The 18,382-nt window shown below is 62.6% G+C and carries 15 protein-coding genes; 2 read left to right on the top strand and 13 right to left on the bottom strand.

Going from position 1 to position 18,382, the window contains the following annotated elements; genetic code table 11:
• Window positions 1-71 precede the first annotated feature (71 nt).
• Window positions 72-1,432 (top strand): IS3 family transposase gene (locus ACYQ12_RS11995; RefSeq protein ID WP_459871939.1). Its coding sequence is split into 2 segments (ribosomal slippage): window positions 72-528 and window positions 528-1,432, totalling 1,362 coding nucleotides; the frame shifts between segments, so codons are not numbered across the junction.
• Window positions 1,433-1,500: 68 nt separating this feature from the next.
• Here ACYQ12_RS11995 and ACYQ12_RS12000 read toward each other — a convergent pair.
• The 4 genes from ACYQ12_RS12000 to ACYQ12_RS12015 all read right to left on the bottom strand — a co-directional run bounded on the left by ACYQ12_RS12000 (window position 1,501) and on the right by ACYQ12_RS12015 (window position 7,093).
• Window positions 1,501-2,445 (bottom strand): Nudix family hydrolase, encoded by a 945-nt coding sequence (locus ACYQ12_RS12000; RefSeq protein ID WP_459871941.1) that lies wholly within the window; start codon window positions 2,443-2,445, stop codon window positions 1,501-1,503.
• Between the two features lie 67 nt (window positions 2,446-2,512).
• Window positions 2,513-3,721 (bottom strand): bifunctional glutamate N-acetyltransferase/amino-acid acetyltransferase ArgJ, encoded by a 1,209-nt coding sequence (gene argJ, locus ACYQ12_RS12005; RefSeq protein ID WP_459871944.1) that lies wholly within the window; start codon window positions 3,719-3,721, stop codon window positions 2,513-2,515.
• Between the two features lie 217 nt (window positions 3,722-3,938).
• Window positions 3,939-6,671 carry a preprotein translocase subunit SecA gene (gene secA / locus ACYQ12_RS12010; RefSeq protein ID WP_459871947.1) on the bottom strand — a complete coding sequence of 911 codons (2,733 nt, stop codon included), beginning with the start codon at window positions 6,669-6,671 and terminating at the stop codon, window positions 3,939-3,941.
• A 68-nt stretch (window positions 6,672-6,739) separates the two neighbouring features.
• Window positions 6,740-7,093 carry a hypothetical protein gene (locus ACYQ12_RS12015; protein WP_459871949.1) on the bottom strand — a complete coding sequence of 118 codons (354 nt, stop codon included), beginning with the start codon at window positions 7,091-7,093 and terminating at the stop codon, window positions 6,740-6,742.
• Between the two features lie 58 nt (window positions 7,094-7,151).
• Between ACYQ12_RS12015 and ACYQ12_RS12020 the strand changes: the two genes are divergently transcribed.
• Entirely contained in the window at window positions 7,152-7,622 is a 471-nt protein-coding gene (locus ACYQ12_RS12020) for a DUF721 domain-containing protein (RefSeq protein WP_459871951.1), read from the top strand.
• 135 nt (window positions 7,623-7,757) lie between these two features.
• Here the strand turns inward: ACYQ12_RS12020 and lpxC are convergent, their stop codons facing one another.
• The 9 genes from lpxC to murD form a co-directional block, all read right to left on the bottom strand.
• Window positions 7,758-8,669 (bottom strand): UDP-3-O-acyl-N-acetylglucosamine deacetylase, encoded by a 912-nt coding sequence (lpxC, locus tag ACYQ12_RS12025; protein ID WP_459871953.1) that lies wholly within the window; start codon window positions 8,667-8,669, stop codon window positions 7,758-7,760.
• A gap of 128 nt (window positions 8,670-8,797) precedes the next feature.
• Window positions 8,798-9,961 (bottom strand): cell division protein FtsZ, encoded by a 1,164-nt coding sequence (gene ftsZ, locus ACYQ12_RS12030; RefSeq protein ID WP_459871955.1) that lies wholly within the window; start codon window positions 9,959-9,961, stop codon window positions 8,798-8,800.
• A 39-nt stretch (window positions 9,962-10,000) separates the two neighbouring features.
• Window positions 10,001-11,278, bottom strand: coding sequence for a cell division protein FtsA (ftsA, locus tag ACYQ12_RS12035; protein WP_459871958.1), 1,278 nt, complete (start codon window positions 11,276-11,278; stop codon window positions 10,001-10,003).
• Window positions 11,279-11,479: 201 nt separating this feature from the next.
• The gene (locus ACYQ12_RS12040) at window positions 11,480-12,205 is read right to left on the bottom strand and encodes a cell division protein FtsQ/DivIB (RefSeq protein ID WP_459871961.1); all 726 of its coding nucleotides are present in this window, start codon (window positions 12,203-12,205) and stop codon (window positions 11,480-11,482) included.
• 7 nt (window positions 12,206-12,212) lie between these two features.
• Window positions 12,213-13,220: a D-alanine--D-alanine ligase gene (locus tag ACYQ12_RS12045; protein WP_459871964.1), complete on the bottom strand. Its 1,008-nt coding sequence runs from the start codon at window positions 13,218-13,220 to the stop codon at window positions 12,213-12,215.
• Window positions 13,217-14,659 (bottom strand): UDP-N-acetylmuramate--L-alanine ligase, encoded by a 1,443-nt coding sequence (gene murC, locus ACYQ12_RS12050; RefSeq protein WP_459874512.1) that lies wholly within the window; start codon window positions 14,657-14,659, stop codon window positions 13,217-13,219. The genes ACYQ12_RS12045 and murC overlap by 4 nt, the downstream gene beginning before the upstream one ends.
• 4 nt (window positions 14,660-14,663) lie before the next feature.
• Window positions 14,664-15,722: an undecaprenyldiphospho-muramoylpentapeptide beta-N-acetylglucosaminyltransferase gene (gene murG, locus ACYQ12_RS12055; protein ID WP_459874513.1), complete on the bottom strand. Its 1,059-nt coding sequence runs from the start codon at window positions 15,720-15,722 to the stop codon at window positions 14,664-14,666.
• Window positions 15,723-15,751: 29 nt separating this feature from the next.
• A complete protein-coding gene (ftsW, locus tag ACYQ12_RS12060) occupies window positions 15,752-16,933 on the bottom strand; it encodes a putative lipid II flippase FtsW (RefSeq protein WP_459871967.1) in 1,182 nt (393 codons plus the stop codon).
• Complete coding sequence (gene murD, locus ACYQ12_RS12065) at window positions 16,927-18,312, bottom strand: UDP-N-acetylmuramoyl-L-alanine--D-glutamate ligase (RefSeq protein WP_459871969.1); 1,386 nt, start codon at window positions 18,310-18,312, stop codon at window positions 16,927-16,929. The genes ftsW and murD overlap by 7 nt, the downstream gene beginning before the upstream one ends.
• Between the last annotated feature and the right edge of the window lie 70 nt (window positions 18,313-18,382).

The raw sequence follows: 18,382 nt of genomic DNA on the forward strand, positions 1-18,382 counted from the left end.
TAAAAAACCGCGAGTCCCCCTGAACTGCACCCCGAAAGTTGGACAGCCAAGCCAACCTTCGGGGTGTTTTTATGAAGAAGCAGTACGACGAAAGGTTCAAGCTGCGGGTGGTGCAGCAGTGTTTACGTGAGGACACCAGCCTAAGGGAGTTGGCTCGCCAGCATGGCCTGGACGAGTCGAGCCTACGGCAATGGCGGGACAACTACCGGCAGCATGGCGCGCTGGGCCTGCGCAGGAAGTACCGTCACCGCAGTGCGGCATTCAAGCTGGCGGTACTTGAGAGGATGTGGCGGGATGGCTTGTCACGGCGCCAGGCTGCTGTCCTGTTCGATATCCGTGAGTGTGGTGCTATTGGCAGATGGGAACAGCAGTATCATAGTGGAGGATTGAGCGCGCTGGCGCCGAAGCGAAAGGGACGACGCCCGATGGCCAAGAAGCCTTCTTCATCGCCACCCCCGCCTGATCGCGAACGCTCCCACGAGGAGTTGCTCGAGGAACTGGCGTACCTGCGGGCGGAGAACGCCTACCTAAAAAAGCTCGATGCCTTGACCCGCGAGAAGCGGGCGGCGATGCGGGGCAAAAAGCCCAAGCCGTCCAAGGGTTAAGGAATGAGCATCCGCTGGTTCTGCTGCTACGTGCGGCAGAGCTGCCGCGCAGTACGTTTTACTTCCGGATCAAGGGGCAGGACGCTGTCGATCGGTACGCCTCCCTGAAGGCGCGTATCCAGGCAACCTATGAACGTCACCAAGGGCGCTATGGCTATCGTCGTATCACTGCTGTCCTCCGCCAGGCAGGCGAGACGATCAATCATAAGACTGTCCAGCGCTTGATGCAGCAACTGGGCTTGAAATCTCTGGTTCGGCCAAAGCGGTATCGCGCTTACCGAGGATCGGTAGGGCGTGTAGCTCCCAATGTACTCGACCGCCAGTTTCAGGCCCCCGGTCCCAACCAGAAGTGGGTCACTGATATCACGGAGTTCAACATCGACGGGCAGAAGCTGTATCTCTCCCCCATCATGGATCTCTACAACGGCGAAATCGTGGCCTATCAGACCGGTAGGCGTCCCGACCTCTCACTGGTGAAGCGCATGCTGCATCAGGCGTTTGGCCGCTTGAAGAACTCGGACCGGCCACTGCTGCACTCCGATCAGGGGTGGCATTACCAGCATCCCGCCTATCGTGCCCTGGTGGCAGGGCAGGCGCTGACGCAAAGCATGTCACGCAAGGGCAACTGCCTGGACAATGCCGCGATGGAGAGTTTCTTTGGCACCCTGAAAGCCGAGTACTTCCATCTGAGCCGGTTCGACACTGTCGAGCAGTTGCAGCAGGGCCTCGACCGGTACATCCATTATTACAACCACGAGCGAATCAAGATGAAACTAAAAGGCCTGAGCCCCGTGCAATACAGGACTCAGGCCTTGAGCGCCGACTGAATGAACCGTCCAACTATTGGGGGTCACTTCACAATGACGCGGGTTCGATCCTGCCCGAGGAACGGGTGCTACTTCCAGAAATCGCGAATCGAGGCGATTCCCTGTGCGCCGACAGCGCGGGCATGGTTGGCGTCGTGACGTGTCATTCCGCCCAGGGCGAACACCGGCATGCCGGCCATCTCCACCAGTTGCTGGAAATCATGCCACCCCAGGGGCGCGGCACCGGGATGGGTCGGCGTTACCCGCAGCGGTGACAGGGTGACGAAATCGCAGCCTATCAGGGCAGCCTGATCGAGTTGAGCACGATCGTGCGTCGAGGCGGACAGCCACTTGCGCGTCTCGATGGGGCGACGCTCGAGCTGCATCAGACGTTCGCTGGTGAGGTGAATACCATCGGCATCGATCCGCTCCAGCAGTTCCGGCTCCCCATTGAGCATCAGCTTGGCGTCATGCTCGCGACAGAGCGCCAGCGCCCGCTCGGCGAGGGCCACATAGGCCGTCTCGTCGAGCGACTTGGCACGCAGTTGCACCAATTGCACGCCATCCTCGGTCAGGGCACGCTCCAGACGCGAGAAAAATGCCGTATCGTCCTCCGCGTCACCGCTGATCAGGTACTCCTGAGGCAGTGCCACGGCACGCAGGATGGGCAGGTTGGCGGCGGGGAAGGCATAGTTGGCGAGATCCTCGACCTTGACCCAGCGTACCGCTTGCCCTTCACGCCCGAACGGCTCACCGGCGAATTCGTGGACCTGCCAGACATCCAGCAGAATGTGCTTGTCGGGATATTCGTGGTGCACGCGGATCAGCGGCTGGGCCCGTTGAATCTGGATACCCAGCTCCTCATGCAGCTCGCGTTTCAAGGCTTCGAAGCCCGTCTCGTAGGGGGCCAGCTTGCCCCCCGGAAACTCCCACAGCCCGCCCTGGTCGACGGTCGAGGGACGGCGTGCGATCAGAACCTGGCCATCGCTGCGGACGATGGCGGCTGCCGCGACGTGTACCCTTCTCTTCACCATGCTGCTTTTTCACCTTGCTATCTAATCTGGAAAGGGCCGAATCGACAGACGCGAGCGGGGCCGGGCCTCAGCTGCGGTAATCGGCATTGATCGAAACATAGTCATGGGAGAGATCGGACGTCCAGACCGTTGCCTGCGCGTCGCCCCGTCCCAGACGGATGCGGATCGTGATTTCGTCACGGGCCATGACGGCGCTGCCGGCCTCTTCCGTGTAGCTGGCGGCACGGCCGCCCTGCTCGACCAGGCGCACGTCGCCCAGATCGATCACGATCCGCGAGACGTCGAGCGCCTCGACCGGCGCACGCCCCACCGCGGCAAGAATACGCCCCCAGTTGGCATCGGAGGCGTAAAGCGCCGTCTTGACCAATGGCGAATGTGCCACGGTGAAGGCGACATCCAGCGCTTCATCACGGCTTGCAGCTTCTTCTACCTGCAATGTGACGAACTTGGTAGCGCCCTCGCCGTCACGAATGATGGCCTGGGCCAATTCTACCAGCACCTGTGACAGCGCCGCGAGAAAACGCGCCTCGTCCTCGCTACTGCGGATCCTTGCGCCCCGTCCGGTCGCGATCAGGGTACAGGCATCGTTGGTCGAGGTATCGGAATCCACGGTGATACAGTTGAAGGAGATATCCACCGCCTCGCGCAGCATGGCGTCGAGCCTTGACTGTTCGACATCCGCATCGGTCGCGACAAAGCCCAGCATCGTTGCCATGTTGGGCTTGATCATGCCCGAGCCCTTGCTGATGCCATTGATGGTCACGGTCTCGCCGGCGATCTCGCAGGTTACGCTGGCGCCCTTGGCGCGCGTGTCGGTGGTCAGGATACCCTCGGCCGCCTCACGCCAGCCCCGTGCATCGAGACTGTCCAGCGCCCCGGGCAGCGCCGCCCGGATACGCTCGACCGGCAGCGGCTCACCGATCACTCCCGTGGAATAGGGTAGCACCGTCTCGGCGGCAACATCGCCCAGCGCGCCCAGCGCTTCGCAGCAGGCCTCGGCATCACGCATGCCCTGCTCCCCGGTGCCCGCATTGGCATTGCCGGTATTGATCAGCAGGTAGCGCGGCGCCCCCTGGCTCAGATGGCGCCGTGCCACGTGCACCGGTGCGGCGCAGAAAGCGTTGCGAGTGAAGGTTGCCGCGGCGCGCGCACCCTCGGGGATCTCAATGACGACAACGTCACGCCGCCCGGGCTTCTTGATGCCCGCCATCGCGGTTCCCAGACGCACGCCATCGATGATTGGCATCTCCGGGAAAAACGCCTCTCCCACCGCCATATTCCATTCTCCTTGGGCGCACCGCGCCGCATTTGATGCGTCAGCATCGGTAAGGTCGATTCATCTCGTCAGGCCAAAGCAGGGCCGGATAAAGCACGGCCGGATAAAGCACGGCCGGATAAAGCAGGCCAGGACAACACGGAGCGAAGCCGCCTTGTAAAGCGTTCTTGATAGCCGACACGCTTCCCAGGGCGGCTTCAAACTCCTTACGCAACGTTTAGCTCAGCTTTCCGTGACACTGCTTGTACTTCTTCCCGGAGCCGCAGGGGCAAGGATCGTTGCGCCCGACCTTGGGCCCTTCGCGACGGACGGGCTGAGCGGCAGCGACGTCGCGGTTGCCTTCCTCGGCTCCGTCTTCCTCAGCCGTGGGCAGCGTGTCCTCATGCACCGACTGGCTGCTCGCCTGTTCCCGCGCCAAGGCCTCGCGACGCTGTCGCTCGAGGTCGTCGACCTCCTCCTGGCGGCGTACCTGAACGTGGCTGAGAATACGTATCACATCGTGCTTAATATTGCCGAGCAGCGCCTGGAAAAGCTCGAAAGCCTCGCGCTTGTACTCCTGCTTGGGATTCTTCTGGGCGTAGCCGCGCAGGTGAATGCCGCGGCGCAGATGATCCATGGCCTGGAGATGTTCCTTCCAGCGCGTATCGAGTACCTGCAGCATGACCTGCTTTTCGAAACGGCGCATCAATTCGGGACCGACCGCCTCGAACTTGGCGGCATAGAGATCGCGATGCTGTTCCTGCAGTCGATTGCGCAGGGTTTCCTCGTGGAAATGTTCGTCCTCTTCGGCCCACTGCGTCAACGGCACCTCGAGGTTGAACTCCTGCTTGAGATACTGCTCGAGTCCCGGCAGGTCCCACTGTTCCGGCAGGCTCTGCGGCGGCACGAAGTCGCTGATGGCCTGATCGAGCATCTCTTCGCGGATACCGGCGACATTGTCGGAGACATCATCGGCGGCCAGAATATCGTCGCGCTGTTCATAAATCACACGACGCTGGTCGTTGGCCACATCGTCGTATTCCAGCAATTGCTTGCGGATGTCGAAGTTACGGCCTTCGACCTTCTTCTGGGCACGCTCGACGGCGTTGGACACCATCTTGTGCTCGATGGCCTCGCCGCGCTCCAGGCCCAGCGCCTGCATCAGTCGCTGGACGCGCTCGGAGCCGAACAGCCGCATCAGGTTGTCTTCGAGCGACAGGAAGAAGCGCGTGGAACCGGGGTCGCCCTGACGTCCGGCGCGGCCGCGCAGCTGATTGTCGATACGCCGTGACTCATGGCGCTCGGAACCGACCACGTGCAGACCGCCGGCCTCGAGTACCGCATCGTGGTTCTTCTGCCACTCGGCCTTGATGGCCTCGACCTGTGCCTCGCTGGGGTTGTCGAGCTTGGCCACCTCCGCTTCCCAGTTGCCGCCCAGCATGATGTCGGTACCGCGCCCGGCCATGTTGGTGGCAATGGTTACCGCACCGGGCCGCCCCGCCTGCGCGATGATTTCGGCCTCGCTCTGGTGCTGTTTGGCGTTGAGTACGTTGTGCGGGATCTTGTGCTCACGCATCAGCCGCGCCAGGTATTCCGAGGTCTCGATCGAGGCGGTGCCCACCAGGATGGGGCGTCCGGCATCGCGCTGGACCTTGACGTCCTCGATGATCGCTTCGAACTTCTCCACGGCGGAGAGGTAGACGAGATCATTGAGATCCTTGCGCGCAAGCGGCCGATTGGTGGGGATCACCACCACGTCCAGACCATAGATCTGACGGAATTCGAAGGCCTCGGTATCCGCGGTGCCGGTCATGCCGGCGAGTTTCTCGTAGAGACGGAAATAGTTCTGAAAGGTGGTGGAGGCGAGCGTCTGGCTCTCTTTCTGAATGGCCACGCCCTCCTTGGCTTCCACCGCCTGGTGCAGCCCCTCGGACCAGCGACGTCCGGGCATGGAGCGTCCGGTGTGCTCGTCGACGATGACCACTTCGCCGTTATTGACGATATAGTCCACATCACGATGATAGAGGTGACGAGCACGCAGGGCGGAGTGGACATGCTGCAGCAGCCCGAGGTTCTGCGCCGCATACAGCGAATCCTCCTCCTTGAGCAGTCCCTCACGGCGCATCAGCTCCTCGACCTTGAGATGCCCCTCTTCGGTCAGCTCGACCTGCTTCTGCTTCTCGTCGAGAGTGAAGTCGCCGCTGGTGGGGTCCTCCTCGTCGGCACAGCGCGTGAGTTCGCCCGACAGGCGGTTCACCACCTTGTACAGACTGACGTTCTCCTCCACGGGACCGGAGATGATCAGCGGGGTACGCGCCTCGTCGATGAGGATGGAGTCGACCTCGTCGACGATGGCGTAATGCAGCGCGCGCTGGACCTTCTCCTCGAGCGAGAAGGCCATGTTGTCGCGCAGATAGTCGAAGCCGTACTCGTTGTTGGTGCCGTAGGTAATGTCGCACCGGTAGGCGTCACGCTTCTCCGGCGGCGTCTGCCCCGAATAGATGACCCCGACCGTCAGCCCCAGAAATTCATAGAGCGGGCGCATCCAGTCGGCATCACGCCGGGCGAGATAGTCGTTGACCGTGACCACGTGCACACCCTTGCCGGGCAGCGAATTGAGGTAGACGGCCAGGGTCGCGACCAGCGTCTTGCCTTCGCCGGTCTTCATCTCGGCGATGCGGCCCTTGTGCAGGCTCATGCCGCCGATCATCTGCACGTCGAAGTGACGCATGCCCATGACCCGCTTGCTCGCCTCGCGCACCGTGGCGAAAGCCTCCGGCAGCAGTTTGTCGATATCCTCGCCGCCTGCGAGACGCTCGCGAAATTCAGCCGTCTTGGCCTGCAGAGCCGCGTCATCCAAGGCTTCGAACTGCGGTTCGAGCTTGTTGATGTCATTGACGGCCTTGCCCATGCGCTTGACTTCGCGGTCGTTCTTGGAGCCGACCAGTTTGCGTACTATCGTGTTTAACATGTCATGTCCTGAAACGCTGAATGCGAGGCGTCGGGTACTGGAATCGTCCATACACCTCAGAGATTGGGTTATGCCACGCGGTGTTGTTCACCGCCGGGAGGCCCACGCCGGGACAGGACATCATGATCGGCACTGGGAGCGTGCCAGGGGGGAAGCCCGTTTGAGAGCTGCGTTTCGAAGCGGGGGACGCGCGCAGTGAAGGGCCGCCAGAAGCGCCGGTCGGCGACGCGACGGGACTCGGCGCGAATCGCTTCCGGGGCCAACAGACAGATACATGTCAGACGCTCCGCGACGCGCAGCGCCTCGGCTTGTACCAGCCCGGCAGGCAGCAGATAGCCCACCAACAGGCTGGCCAGCCACCAGTGGGTGCGATGACGATAACGCCGCCCCGTGCTGTACACGTCTCCGTTGCCGCTCGTCATGCTGATCCGCTCATGATAGATTGCGCAGACATTCCGCTTCCTTCGCGCGTGCAAGCCCATGAGTATAAAGGCTAAGCGTTTCCGAGCCCAGTCCATGTCCACCCTGTTGGGCAAGCCCGGCGAACTGGGCAGCCTGATGCGGGTGGCAGATCTTCTCGATCGCGCTCAGAGTCACTTACGAACCCATCTTCCCGAGGAAGTTCGCGAGCATGTCTTCGTCGGTGGGTACCGTGACGGGCGCTTGACACTGATTACCGATCGCGCCGTGTGGCTGACGTGGCTGCGCTACGAGCAGACGCGACTCCTGGCTCTGCTGCGTCAGCTTCCGGAGCTGGAGGCCGTTCTGGGCATCACACTCAAGGTTCGGCCCGTACGGCCAGTCAAGGCGCCCCTCCGGCAGCCACGCCAGCTCTCCTCGGAAGCCGCCGACCAGCTCGAAGCCTGCGCCGCCGATGTCGACGATCCGCGCCTCAAGCGCGCGTTGTCGCGCCTGGCGGCACACGGCCGCGTCTCTTCTTCGCAGCAGTGACCATCGCAGCAGTAACCACCGGCAGCGATCCCGCCCCCAAACAGCCCATGCACAGCAAAAAAACGCCGACCTCGACGGTCGGCGCAAAAAGCCTGACTTACATGATATCGCGCAGCGAACCGCGCAAGCCCTGATTCAGGGCATCGCGGGTGCCGCGTAGGAGATGGGCGCCAACTGCGTCTCATCCTCATAGGTGACGATTTCCCAGGCATCCGGCTGCTCGATGAGCGCGCGACAGAGCTGGTTGTTGAGGCCGTGGCCCGATTTGAAGCCACGAAACTCGCCGATCAGGCTGTAACCGAGCTGGTAGAGGTCACCGATGGCGTCCAGCACCTTGTGTTTGACGAATTCGTCTTCGTAGCGCAGACCATCCTGATTCACGATGCGGTAGTCATCGACCACGATAGCGTTGTCGAGACTGCCACCCAACGCCAGATTGTGGGAGCGCAGGAACTCAAGGTCACGCATGAAGCCAAACGTACGCGCCCGGGAGACTTCCTTGACGAAGGACGTCGTGGAAAAGTCCACGCTGGCGGTCTGCTTCTGCTGCTCGAAGACGGGATGGTCGAAATCGATGGCAAAGCTGACCTTGAATCCGTTATGCGGCAGGAAGCTGGCTTCCTTGTCGTTATCCTTTACCGATATCTCGCGCTTGATCCGAATGAACTTCTTGGGCGCGGCCTGCTCGGCGATGCCGGCAGACTGGATCAGGAAAACGAAGGGACCGGCGCTACCGTCCATGATCGGCACTTCCGCCGCACTGAGCTCGACGAAGACGTTGTCGATACCCAGCCCGGCAAAAGCGGACATGAGGTGCTCGACCGTCGCCACCTTCACGCCGTCGCGCGACAGTGCCGTACACAACGTCGTGTCCGTCACGCTCTCGGCATTGGCCGGGATCTGTACCTCGGGTTCGAGGTCGGTGCGCACAAAGACGATACCGGTATTGACGGGTGCTGGCCGCAGGGTCAGATAGACCTTCTCGCCGGAGTGAAGACCGACACCGGTAGCACGAATAGTGTTCTGTAGGGTTCTTTGTTTGATCATGGGCGTAGGCCAGGCTGTAAATTCATTATGAAACGCTGTTCACTATAACACCGAACGAGTGTTTCAACAAAAAATATCGCTCGGCCCACGATCCCTGTGCGCAATTATCCTAAAGGCTATTTTTGCGCCTAATCCGCCTGTCGACGCAGAAAGGCCGGAATGTCAAGATAATCATCGAGTTCCTGGGACTTGCGCCGATCCTGCTTGGCCTTGCTGGCAGCTTCCTGCTCAGCCTTGGCCGCCTGCTGACGCATCACGGTCGGCTGCTGCAGCTTGCGATAATCGGATTCGGGGCGTGCCACCTGCGCTTCCCGGGGCGCCGCCTTGTCCTTGCGACCATCGAGCCCTGCCGCCACCACGGTGACACGCAGCTCATCGGACATTTCCATGTCGATGGCGGTTCCCACCACGATGGTCGCCTCCTGAGAAGCGAACTCCTGCACCGTCGCCCCCACATCGTTGAACTCGCCGATGGAGAGATCGGGCCCGGCGGTAATGTTGACCAGGATACCGCGCGCACCATGCAGATCGATGTCTTCGAGCAGGGGGCTGCGAATCGCCTTCTCCGCCGCCTCGCGGGCACGATTCTCCCCGGTGGCCGCGCCAGTGCCCATCATCGCCATGCCCATCTCGGACATGACCGTGCGCACGTCGGCAAAGTCGACGTTGATGATGCCCGGGCTGGTGATCAGCTCGGCAATCCCCTGCACCGCTCCCAGCAGAACATCGTTAGCGGCACTGAACGCCGTCAGCAGGCTGGCGTTCTTGCCCAGCACGGAAAGCAGCTTCTCGTTGGGGATCGTGATCAGCGAGTCGACATGCTCTGACAGAGCGCGCATGCCCTCTTCCGCGGCGCGCATACGCTTGGGTCCCTCGAACGGGAAGGGACGTGTCACGACGGCTACGGTGAGGATGCCAAGCTCCTTCGCCACTTCGGCCACTACCGGTGCGCCACCGGTCCCGGTTCCGCCGCCCATGCCGGCAGTGATGAATACCATGTCGGCGCCCTGCAACAGCTCGGCGATCCGATCGCGGTCTTCCATTGCCGCCTGTCGGCCAACCTCGGGATTGGCACCGGCGCCCAGCCCCTTGGTGATTTCACTACCGAGTTGGAGAACGGTCTTGGCGGCGACACGCTTGAGCGCCTGCGCGTCCGTGTTGGCGCAGATGAACTCGACGCCCTCAATGCTGCTTTCCACCATGTGATTGACAGCATTGCCACCGCCACCGCCCACGCCGACGACTTTAATAACTGCGCTGCTGGAAGGTGCGTTATCTACCAGTTCGAACATAAGCCCCGTCTCCTGTGACCGCTCGATGCGGCCCCCTAATCAGAAATTTCCTTTGAACCAGCCTCTGATCCGTTCCAATGCCGAGATGTCATCCTTGATACCACGCCGGGAGTAGCTCTCTTCCCTCTCCCTACGGGGCTGGGTCGATACCGCACGCACATGCTTGGTATTCATCATTCCGTAGAGTAGCAAACCTACGCCAGTGGAATAAATCGGATTACGTACGACATCGGCGAGTCCCCGGACATTGTGGGGACAGGCAATGCGCACCGGCATATGAAAAATCTCTTCCGCCAGTTCGACGACACCCTCCATCCGCGACGTACCCCCGGTGAGCACTACACCGGCTGCCACCAGGTCTTCGTAACCGCTGCGCCGCAGCTCCTCCCGCACCAGTGTAAAGAGTTCCTCGTAACGCGGCTCGACGACTTCCGCCAGCGCCTGACGCGACAGATCGCGGGCCGGTCGCTCTCCCACACTGGGTACCTTGATCATTTCATCGCTACTGGCCAGCTGCGTCAGGGCGCAGGCGTACTTGACCTTGATGTCTTCCGCGTACTGCGTCGGTGTACGCAACGCCATCGCGATATCATTGGTCACCTGGTCGCCGGCAATCGGAATGACCGCGGTGTGCCGAATGGCTCCCTCGGTGAAGACAGCGATATCGGTAGTCCCGCCACCGATATCGACCATGCAGACGCCAAGTTCGCGCTCGTCTTCCGTCAGTACCGCATGGCTCGAGGCAAGCTGCTCAAGAATGATATCGTCAACCTCAAGCCCGCAGCGACGCACGCATTTTTCGATATTCTGTACTGCATTGAGTGCCGCCGTGACCAGGTGCACCCGCGCCTCGAGACGAACTCCCGACATGCCGAGCGGCTCGCGGATCCCCTCCTGGGTATCGATAGCGAATTCCTGAGGCAGGACATGCAGGATACGCTGACCTTCGGAGATCGCCCGGGCCCGGGCCGAATCGATGACGCGCTCGATATCGGAGGACGCCACTTCGCGCTCCTTGATCGCCACTACGCCATCGGAATTCATCGAACTGATATGACTGCCTGCGATGCCGACATAAACCGAATGAATATCGCAGCCCGCCATCAGTTCGGCCTCTTCGATGGCGCGTTGAATCGACTGCACGGTCGATTCGATATTGATGACCACCCCTTTCTTCATCCCGCGAGAAGGGTGAGAACCGATGCCGGCAATCTCGAGTCCACCATCGTCCGTAGGTTGGCCTACGATCGCCACGACCTTCGATGTCCCAATATCCAGCCCGACCACCATATTGGAAGCATTGGATTGTCCTGCCATAGGTCGGGGTCACTCCTCAATCACTGCTGGGTTAGGAAAGCGTTTTTTGCCAAATCGTATATTGAAGCGATTATATGAACTACACGCCCAATTGCACCAGCCTAACAAGAAAACATGAGCGAGAATATGGCGTTTTTCGTTGAAATGAAAACCTTGGGGCCACGATTGGCGGGCACTGGCGTCAGAAAAGGCCGACACCAATCATTGAACGGATGTGGAGGCCTCTGTCTCTCCATGCCAGGCGACAGCCACCCCATTGGGGTAGCGCAGATCAATGTAGCGGATCTGCGACGCCTGTTGTCCAAGCTGGCGCCGCCAGGCGACGGTAAAGCGAGCCAATCGGGCATTGCGGTCATTACGACCGAGCATCACCCAGACACCATCATTAACTTGAAAGCGCCATGCGCCACGCGCCTCCAGACGTAGCTGTGTCACTTTCAATCCCAGATCGTCCAGGCGATTCTGCAGCGTATCCAGATACGCCAGCACTTCGGCTCCACTACCTCTTGGGCCGGCCAGATCGGCCATAGGCTTGTCGAAATGGCTCACCGGACCGGCAAGGAAAGGTTCGCCACGCGGATTCAGCAACGATTCATCGTTCCAGCGCGCCACCGGAACCTGCTCGAAGAGTTCGAAACGCAGTGTACTGGGCCACTCGCGGGAGACGCGTACCTCGGAGAGCCACTCGATATCCCGGGCCCGGTTGCGCAGATCGGAAAGATTCACCGATAGCCAGCTTTCACCGCTGACCAGCGGAGCGAGGTGCTGCTGCAGGTAGGTGGCACTCACGTAGTGCAGCTCTCCGCTGATCGAGACACGCTCGATGGGACGGTCCAGCCACAACCACAGGGCGCGGCCTCCCGCCCCCAGTAGAACAGCGATCAGAATCAGCCCCAGCAGGGCGCTGCGCGGCCCGGAATCGGTCATCGGCCGCTCAGTCCCTGAAGGTCGTGTCGAGAATTCGCAACACCAGCTCGTCGAAGCCGATACCGGCATGGGCGGCGGCCTGGGGGACCAGGCTATGATCCGTCATGCCCGGTACGGTATTGACCTCAAGCAACCAGAACGCGCCCTGAGCGTCACGCATCACGTCCACCCGTCCCCAGCCCTCGCCACCTACCGCCTCGAAGGCCTCGAGACACAGCTGCCCCAATGCCGCCTCTTCGGCATCGTTCAGGCCGCAGGGCAGCAGATAACGTGTCTCATCGGAGTGATACTTGGCTTCGTAGTCGTAGAAGCCGCTGGGCACCTCCACACGAATCGCCGGCAGGATACTGTTGCCAAGAAGCGACACGGTATATTCCGGTCCGGCGATGAAGCGCTCGGCCATGACGGCCGCATCGAAGCGCGACGCTTCGCGATAAGCGCTCTCCAGCGCCTGCTGACTGTCGACGATGCTGATGCCCAGGGTCGAGCCTTCATGCACGGGCTTGACTACCATGGGCAGCCCCAGGGTCTCCACCACCTCGGACCACTCGGTTGTCTCGGTCAGCGTCAGGCTTTCAGGCGTGGGCAGCCCATAAGCCTGCCACATGCGCTTGGTACGCTGCTTGTCCATGCCCAGCGCCGAGGCCAGCACACCGCTTCCCGTGTAGGGAATGCGCAGCAACTCGAGGGCACCCTGCAGGGTACCGTCTTCGCCACCGCGACCATGCAGGGCAATGAAGACCCGATCCGGTTCCAGCGCTTCCAGTCCGGTCAGCCCCCCTGCGGCGAAATCGAAACCGCGTGCGTCCACGCCACTGCGTTGCAACGACTTGAGCACGGCGCTACCGCTGACCAGCGACACCTCGCGCTCAGCGGACTCCCCACCGAAAAGCACCACGACACGGCCATAGTCCCTGCGCGTCTGTGGGCGCAGAGAGGAGTCCCCGTGCGTCTGCGGGCGTGTTGAAGAGCCCTCGTGCGGCTGCACGGAAAGGCTTGCGGATTTTTCACTCATAACGCCACCTCATCCAACCTCAACCCGCTACCGGCCAATTTTTGAGCAATGCCCCCCACATCCCCGGCTCCCTGCGTGATCAGGATATCGCCGGGGCGCAGGACATTGCGCAGCAGTGCCGGCAGCTCCGCCTTGCTTTCGATAAACAGCGGATCCACCTGACCGCGCTGGCGCACCGAACCGGCCAACGTCCGTCCTTCGGCGCCCGGAATCGATGCTTCGCCCGCCGCATAGACATCCAGCAGCAGCAAGGCATCGACCCCCGACAACACCCGGACGAAATCCTCGTAGAGGTCGCGAGTCCGCGTATAGCGGTGGGGCTGATACATCATGACCAGACGCCGTTGCGGCCAGCCGGCCCTCACCGCACGAATGACCATTTCCACCTCGCGCGGATGGTGACCATAGTCGTCGACCAGCATGATCTCCCCTTCTCCACCGGGAGCGGGGAAGTGGCCATGTACCTGAAAGCGGCGGCCCACGCCGGCGAATCCCGCCAGCCCCTGGACGATGGCTTCATCCGTCAGGCCGGCATCGGTAGCCACGGCGATCGCCGCCAGGGCGTTCAGCGCATTGTGCTCACCGGGCATGCCCAGACGCACCTCGAGGTCCGCATGACCTTCGGGGCGCAGGGCAGTGAAGCGAATCTCGCCACTCGCCTGCACGAAATCGCGGATGCGATAATCGGCATCGGGACTGAAGCCGTAGGTGACGAACTGGCGCTGTATCTGCGGCAGCAGCGAGCGCACGTTATCGTCATCGATGCACAGGATCGCCATGCCATAGAACGGCAGGTTGTGCAGAAACTCGACGAAGGTTTCCTTGAGGCGTCCGAAATCGCCACCATAGGTGGCCATGTGATCGGCATCGATATTGGTAACGACCGCCATCATCGGCTGCAAGTGCAGAAAGGAAGCATCGGACTCGTCGGCTTCGGCGACCAGGTATTCTCCCTCTCCCAGTCGCGCATTGGTCCCGGCGCTGGTCAACTTGCCGCCGATCACGAAGGTGGGATCGAGCCCGCCCTCAGCGAGCAGCGTCGAAGTCAGGCTGGTAGTCGTGGTCTTGCCGTGCGTACCGGCGATCGCGATTCCGTGGCGAAAGCGCATCAGCTCCGCGAGCATCTCGGCGCGACGCACGACGGGAACGCGATGCTCCCGGGCCCAAGCGATCTCGGGATTGGCCGGGTCCACTGCCGTGGACACGACGATCACATCGGCGCCACCGGCATTCTCCGCCGCATGACCGATGGCGATGCGAATCCCGCAATCACGCAGATGAGCGGTGACGGACGACTCCTTGAGGTCGCTACCACTGACCTCGTAACCCTGGTTGCACAACACTTCGGCAATACCGCACATGCCGGCACCGCCGACGCCCACGAAATGGATGCGGCGAATGCGGCGCATGCCCAGTTTCGACGCCGCCGGGCGCGACATTTTGCTATCGGTCAAAAGCTATCTCCATGCATCCGGCCACCATCTGGTCGACCGCATCGAGCCGCGCACAGGCGCGGGCCGCGGCCGCCATGCTGGCGAGCGTATCGGGTTCGAGAAGTGTCGAGAGCGCCTCGGCAAGGGTGACGGGACTCATCTCCTGCTGCGGCATCAGACGTGCCGCGCCGGCCTGCACCAGTTGCCCGGCATTGACGGTCTGATGATCGTCCACCGCATGCGGAAACGGCACCAGCAGAGCGGGCTTGGCAGCGGCGGCCAGTTCGGCGATGGTCAGCGCTCCCGCCCGGCAGACCACCAGATCCGCCCAGGCATAGGCTTCGGCCATGTCGTCGATGAACGCCGTGACTTCGCCTTCCACGCCAGCTCGACGGTAGGCTTCCCGGGTCGGGTGGTCCTTGTCGCGCCCCGCCTGGTGACGAACCCTGGGACGCTCGGTTTCAGGCAGGCGCGCCAACGCTTCGGGCAAGACCTCGTTGAGCGACTGCGCCCCCAGCGAGCCGCCCATGATCAGTAGCCGTAGCGGGCGTGCCCGCATTTCGTCGGCAGGACGCGGCACCTCACCCAGAGCCGCGATCTCGCGACGCACGGGATTGCCGACGACCACTGCATCCCGCGCATCGAAGGCACCGGGAAACGCGGCATAGGCACGCCGCGCCAGACGCGCCAGCCACTGGTTGGTCATGCCGGCCACGGCATTCTGCTCATGTATGATCAGAGGGCGCCGCATCAACCAGGCCGCCAGCCCCCCGGGACCGCTGGCAAAGCCCCCCAGGCCGATCACCAGCTGCGGGTCGAAATCGGCAATGATCCGGCGCGCCTGCAGGACGGCACGTCCCAGACGAAACGGGGCCTTGAGCCAGCCGGCAACGCCGTTGCCGCGCAGGCCGGCAATATCGATGCGATGCAAGGGAATATCCGCCGCCGGTACCAGGCGGTTCTCGATACCTCGCGGACTGCCCAGCCACTGCACCTCCACTCCCCGCGCCGTCAGACCCCGTGCCAGCGACAGTGCAGGAATCACATGGCCACCGGTACCACCGGCCATGATCAAGGCTCGGTGCTGACTCAACTCGCTCACTCTTGCTCTCCCTGGGAACGCTTGGCCTTGGCCGAAGCTCGACGGTGCATCAATTGGCGGGTTTCCGCATCCACCCGCAGCAGCAGCGCGACCATGACGCCGCTGACCACCAGGCTGGAGCCGCCATAGCTCAGCAACGGCAGAGTCAGCCCCTTGGTCGGCAGCATCCCGGTACTGACGGCGATGTTGATGAAGGACTGCGCCCCGAATACCAGCGCAATACCGTAGCTGAGGTACGCGGCAAACGGCAAACCGGCGAGTTCGGCCTTGCGTCCGATTCGAAAGCCTCGAAACACCAGAATCGCGAACAGCACGACAACGCCGACGGCTCCGACCAGACCCAGCTCCTCGGCCAGCACGGCAAAGACGAAATCGGTGTGGGCCTCAGGCAGATAGAACAGTTTCTGCACGCTGTTGCCCAGCCCCAGACCTAGCCAGTGCCCGCGCCCGAAGGCGATCAGCGCCTGGGTGAGCTGGTAGCCGCTGGCAAACTGGTCCGCCCAGGGGTCGGCGAAGCTGGTGATTCGCTGCATGCGGTAGGGTTCGGAAATCGCCAGGAAGACGGCGCCGGTCACGACGACGACCAGCAGCAGTCCGAAGCGCCAGAGCGGCGCGCCCGACAATAGCAGCATGCCCATCATGCAGCCGGTCATGACCACCACGGCGCCATAGTCGGGCTCCAGGATCAGCAGCACGCCGAACACGGCCATGATCAGCAAAGGACGCAGAAACGCCCCCCAGGTCCGCCGGACTTCGGGCAGATAGCGCTCGAGATACCCGGCCACATAGACGATCAGACACAGCTTGGCGACCTCGGAAGCCTGCAGGTTGGCAAAACCCAGCGAGATCCAGCGCTTGCTGCCGTTCACCTCACGCCCCACCACCAGCACGGCGACCAGCAGACCAATCCCCAGCAGCAGCAGCGCAGGTCCCTTGTCGCGCCACCAGTCCAGCGGCACACGGAGCATGACCAGCGCGGCACACAAGGCGAGCATCACGAAGATGCCGTGACGGATACTGAAATAGAAGGGATTGCCGGTCAGCCCCGTGGCGATTTCGGTGGATGCGGACGTCACCATCACCCAGCCGGTCAGAATCAGCGTCAGGGCGGACAGTAACAGCCAGCCGTCGGTGGGCTGATGCCGAGTGGAAAGCCGCTCGCTCCAGGTGCTCAACATGCCGATACTCCCTGCGCGTTTTCCGGATTCTCGAGCCAACGACGAAACGCCTCGCCACGCGCCATGTAATGGGGAAACTGATCGAGGCTGGCACAGGCCGGCGACAGCAGCACGCAGTCCCCGGGCCGGGCGATCTGCCGCGCACGCACCATGGCGGAAGCCAGATCCGCCACCCGGGTCACGGCGACGTTATCGGCAAGCGCTTCGGCGATACGCGGGGCATCGGTGCCGAACAGCACGGCCTCCCGCGCATAGCGTGCAAGCTCAGGAGCCAGCGGAGCGAAATCCGCCCCCTTGCCCAGACCGCCGGCAAGCAGGATCAACCGGCCTTCCAGTGTCGGCCCCAGTCCGGCAATCGCGGCCAGCGTGGCGCCGACATTGGTCCCCTTGGAATCGTTGATCCAGCGCACCCCATCGCGTTCGGTGACCAGTTCACCGCGATGTGCAAGTCCCGGGAAACGCTCGAGCACGGCACGCATCGCCGCCAGCGGCAATCCCAGACGGGTTCCCATGGCCAGCGCCGCCAGTGCATTGGCCTGGTTGTGCCGCCCAGGCAGGCGGACCGCGACTGCCGGCATCAGTGCGTGCTCCCCATGCATTAGCCACGGCTTGCGGTCGGAGTGCTCGCGGATGCCCCACTCGCCGGCCCGGGGCGGCCGAGTCGTGAAATAGTCCACGTCCAGCCCCGTCTGATCGGGCCAGGTCATTCGATCCTCGGCGTTGACCACGGCGTGTCGGGCCCCGTTGAAGATGCGCTGCTTGGCACGCCGATAACCGGCCATGTCGCCATGGCGATCCAGGTGATCCTCCGACAGGTTGAGAAACGCGGCCGTCTCGGCACCCAGCCAGGGCGTGGTCTCGAGCTGGAAGGAGGAGAGTTCCAGCACGAACAGCTCGGCATCGGCGTGCTCGGTCAGCAGGTCCAACGCCGGCGTGCCCAGATTGCCGCCCACCGCCACACGCAGCCCCGCTTCGCGGGCCATCTCTCCCAGCAGCGTGGTGACGGTGGACTTGGCATTGGCGCCGGTGATTGCGGCGACCGGGGCCTGGCACTCACGCCGGAACAGCGCGATTTCGCCGACGATGCCGGGCTTCCCCGCACTTCCCTGACCGATGGGCAGCCCCTCCAGGCCAGGCGTGCGCGGATCGACTCCTGGACTCAGCACGACCTCACGGGCCTGACGCAGGTCGATTGCGGTGAGGGGCCCGCAGTGGACCTCAACCTTGGGATTCTCGGCGCAGAACGCCTCGAGGCCCGGCGGCTGAGCGCGAGTGTCGGCCATCATAAACGGCACGCCCCGGCGCGTCAGATGCCGGGCAATGGCCCGCCCCGAGACGCCCAACCCGACGACCAGCGTATGTCCGGACGGCACCACCATGTCACTCTCCCTCACGTCTAGCCCCTCACGTCTAGCTGTTCCGCATGCCGAACCTGATCGGCCCTGATGA

It is taken from the genome of Halomonas shantousis, from assembly GCF_054654615.1.

Bases quoted from the DNA above. Each gene is read 5' to 3' on its own strand.
- ACYQ12_RS12000 (WP_459871941.1), bottom strand. From the start codon at position 2,445: ATGGTGAAGAGAAGGGTACACGTCGCGGCAGCCGCCATCGTCCGCAGC.
- argJ (WP_459871944.1), bottom strand. From the start codon at position 3,721: ATGGCGGTGGGAGAGGCGTTTTTCCCGGAGATGCCAATCATCGATGGC.
- secA (WP_459871947.1), bottom strand. From the start codon at position 6,671: ATGTTAAACACGATAGTACGCAAACTGGTCGGCTCCAAGAACGACCGC.
- ACYQ12_RS12015 (WP_459871949.1), bottom strand. From the start codon at position 7,093: ATGACGAGCGGCAACGGAGACGTGTACAGCACGGGGCGGCGTTATCGT.
- ACYQ12_RS12020 (WP_459871951.1), top strand. From the start codon at position 7,152: ATGAGTATAAAGGCTAAGCGTTTCCGAGCCCAGTCCATGTCCACCCTG.
- lpxC (WP_459871953.1), bottom strand. From the start codon at position 8,669: ATGATCAAACAAAGAACCCTACAGAACACTATTCGTGCTACCGGTGTC.
- ftsZ (WP_459871955.1), bottom strand. From the start codon at position 9,961: ATGTTCGAACTGGTAGATAACGCACCTTCCAGCAGCGCAGTTATTAAA.
- ftsA (WP_459871958.1), bottom strand. From the start codon at position 11,278: ATGGCAGGACAATCCAATGCTTCCAATATGGTGGTCGGGCTGGATATT.
- ACYQ12_RS12040 (WP_459871961.1), bottom strand. From the start codon at position 12,205: ATGACCGATTCCGGGCCGCGCAGCGCCCTGCTGGGGCTGATTCTGATC.
- ACYQ12_RS12045 (WP_459871964.1), bottom strand. From the start codon at position 13,220: ATGAGTGAAAAATCCGCAAGCCTTTCCGTGCAGCCGCACGAGGGCTCT.
- murC (WP_459874512.1), bottom strand. From the start codon at position 14,659: ATGTCGCGCCCGGCGGCGTCGAAACTGGGCATGCGCCGCATTCGCCGC.
- murG (WP_459874513.1), bottom strand. From the start codon at position 15,722: ATGGCCGGTGGTACCGGTGGCCATGTGATTCCTGCACTGTCGCTGGCA.
- ftsW (WP_459871967.1), bottom strand. From the start codon at position 16,933: ATGTTGAGCACCTGGAGCGAGCGGCTTTCCACTCGGCATCAGCCCACC.
- murD (WP_459871969.1), bottom strand. From the start codon at position 18,312: ATGGTGGTGCCGTCCGGACATACGCTGGTCGTCGGGTTGGGCGTCTCG.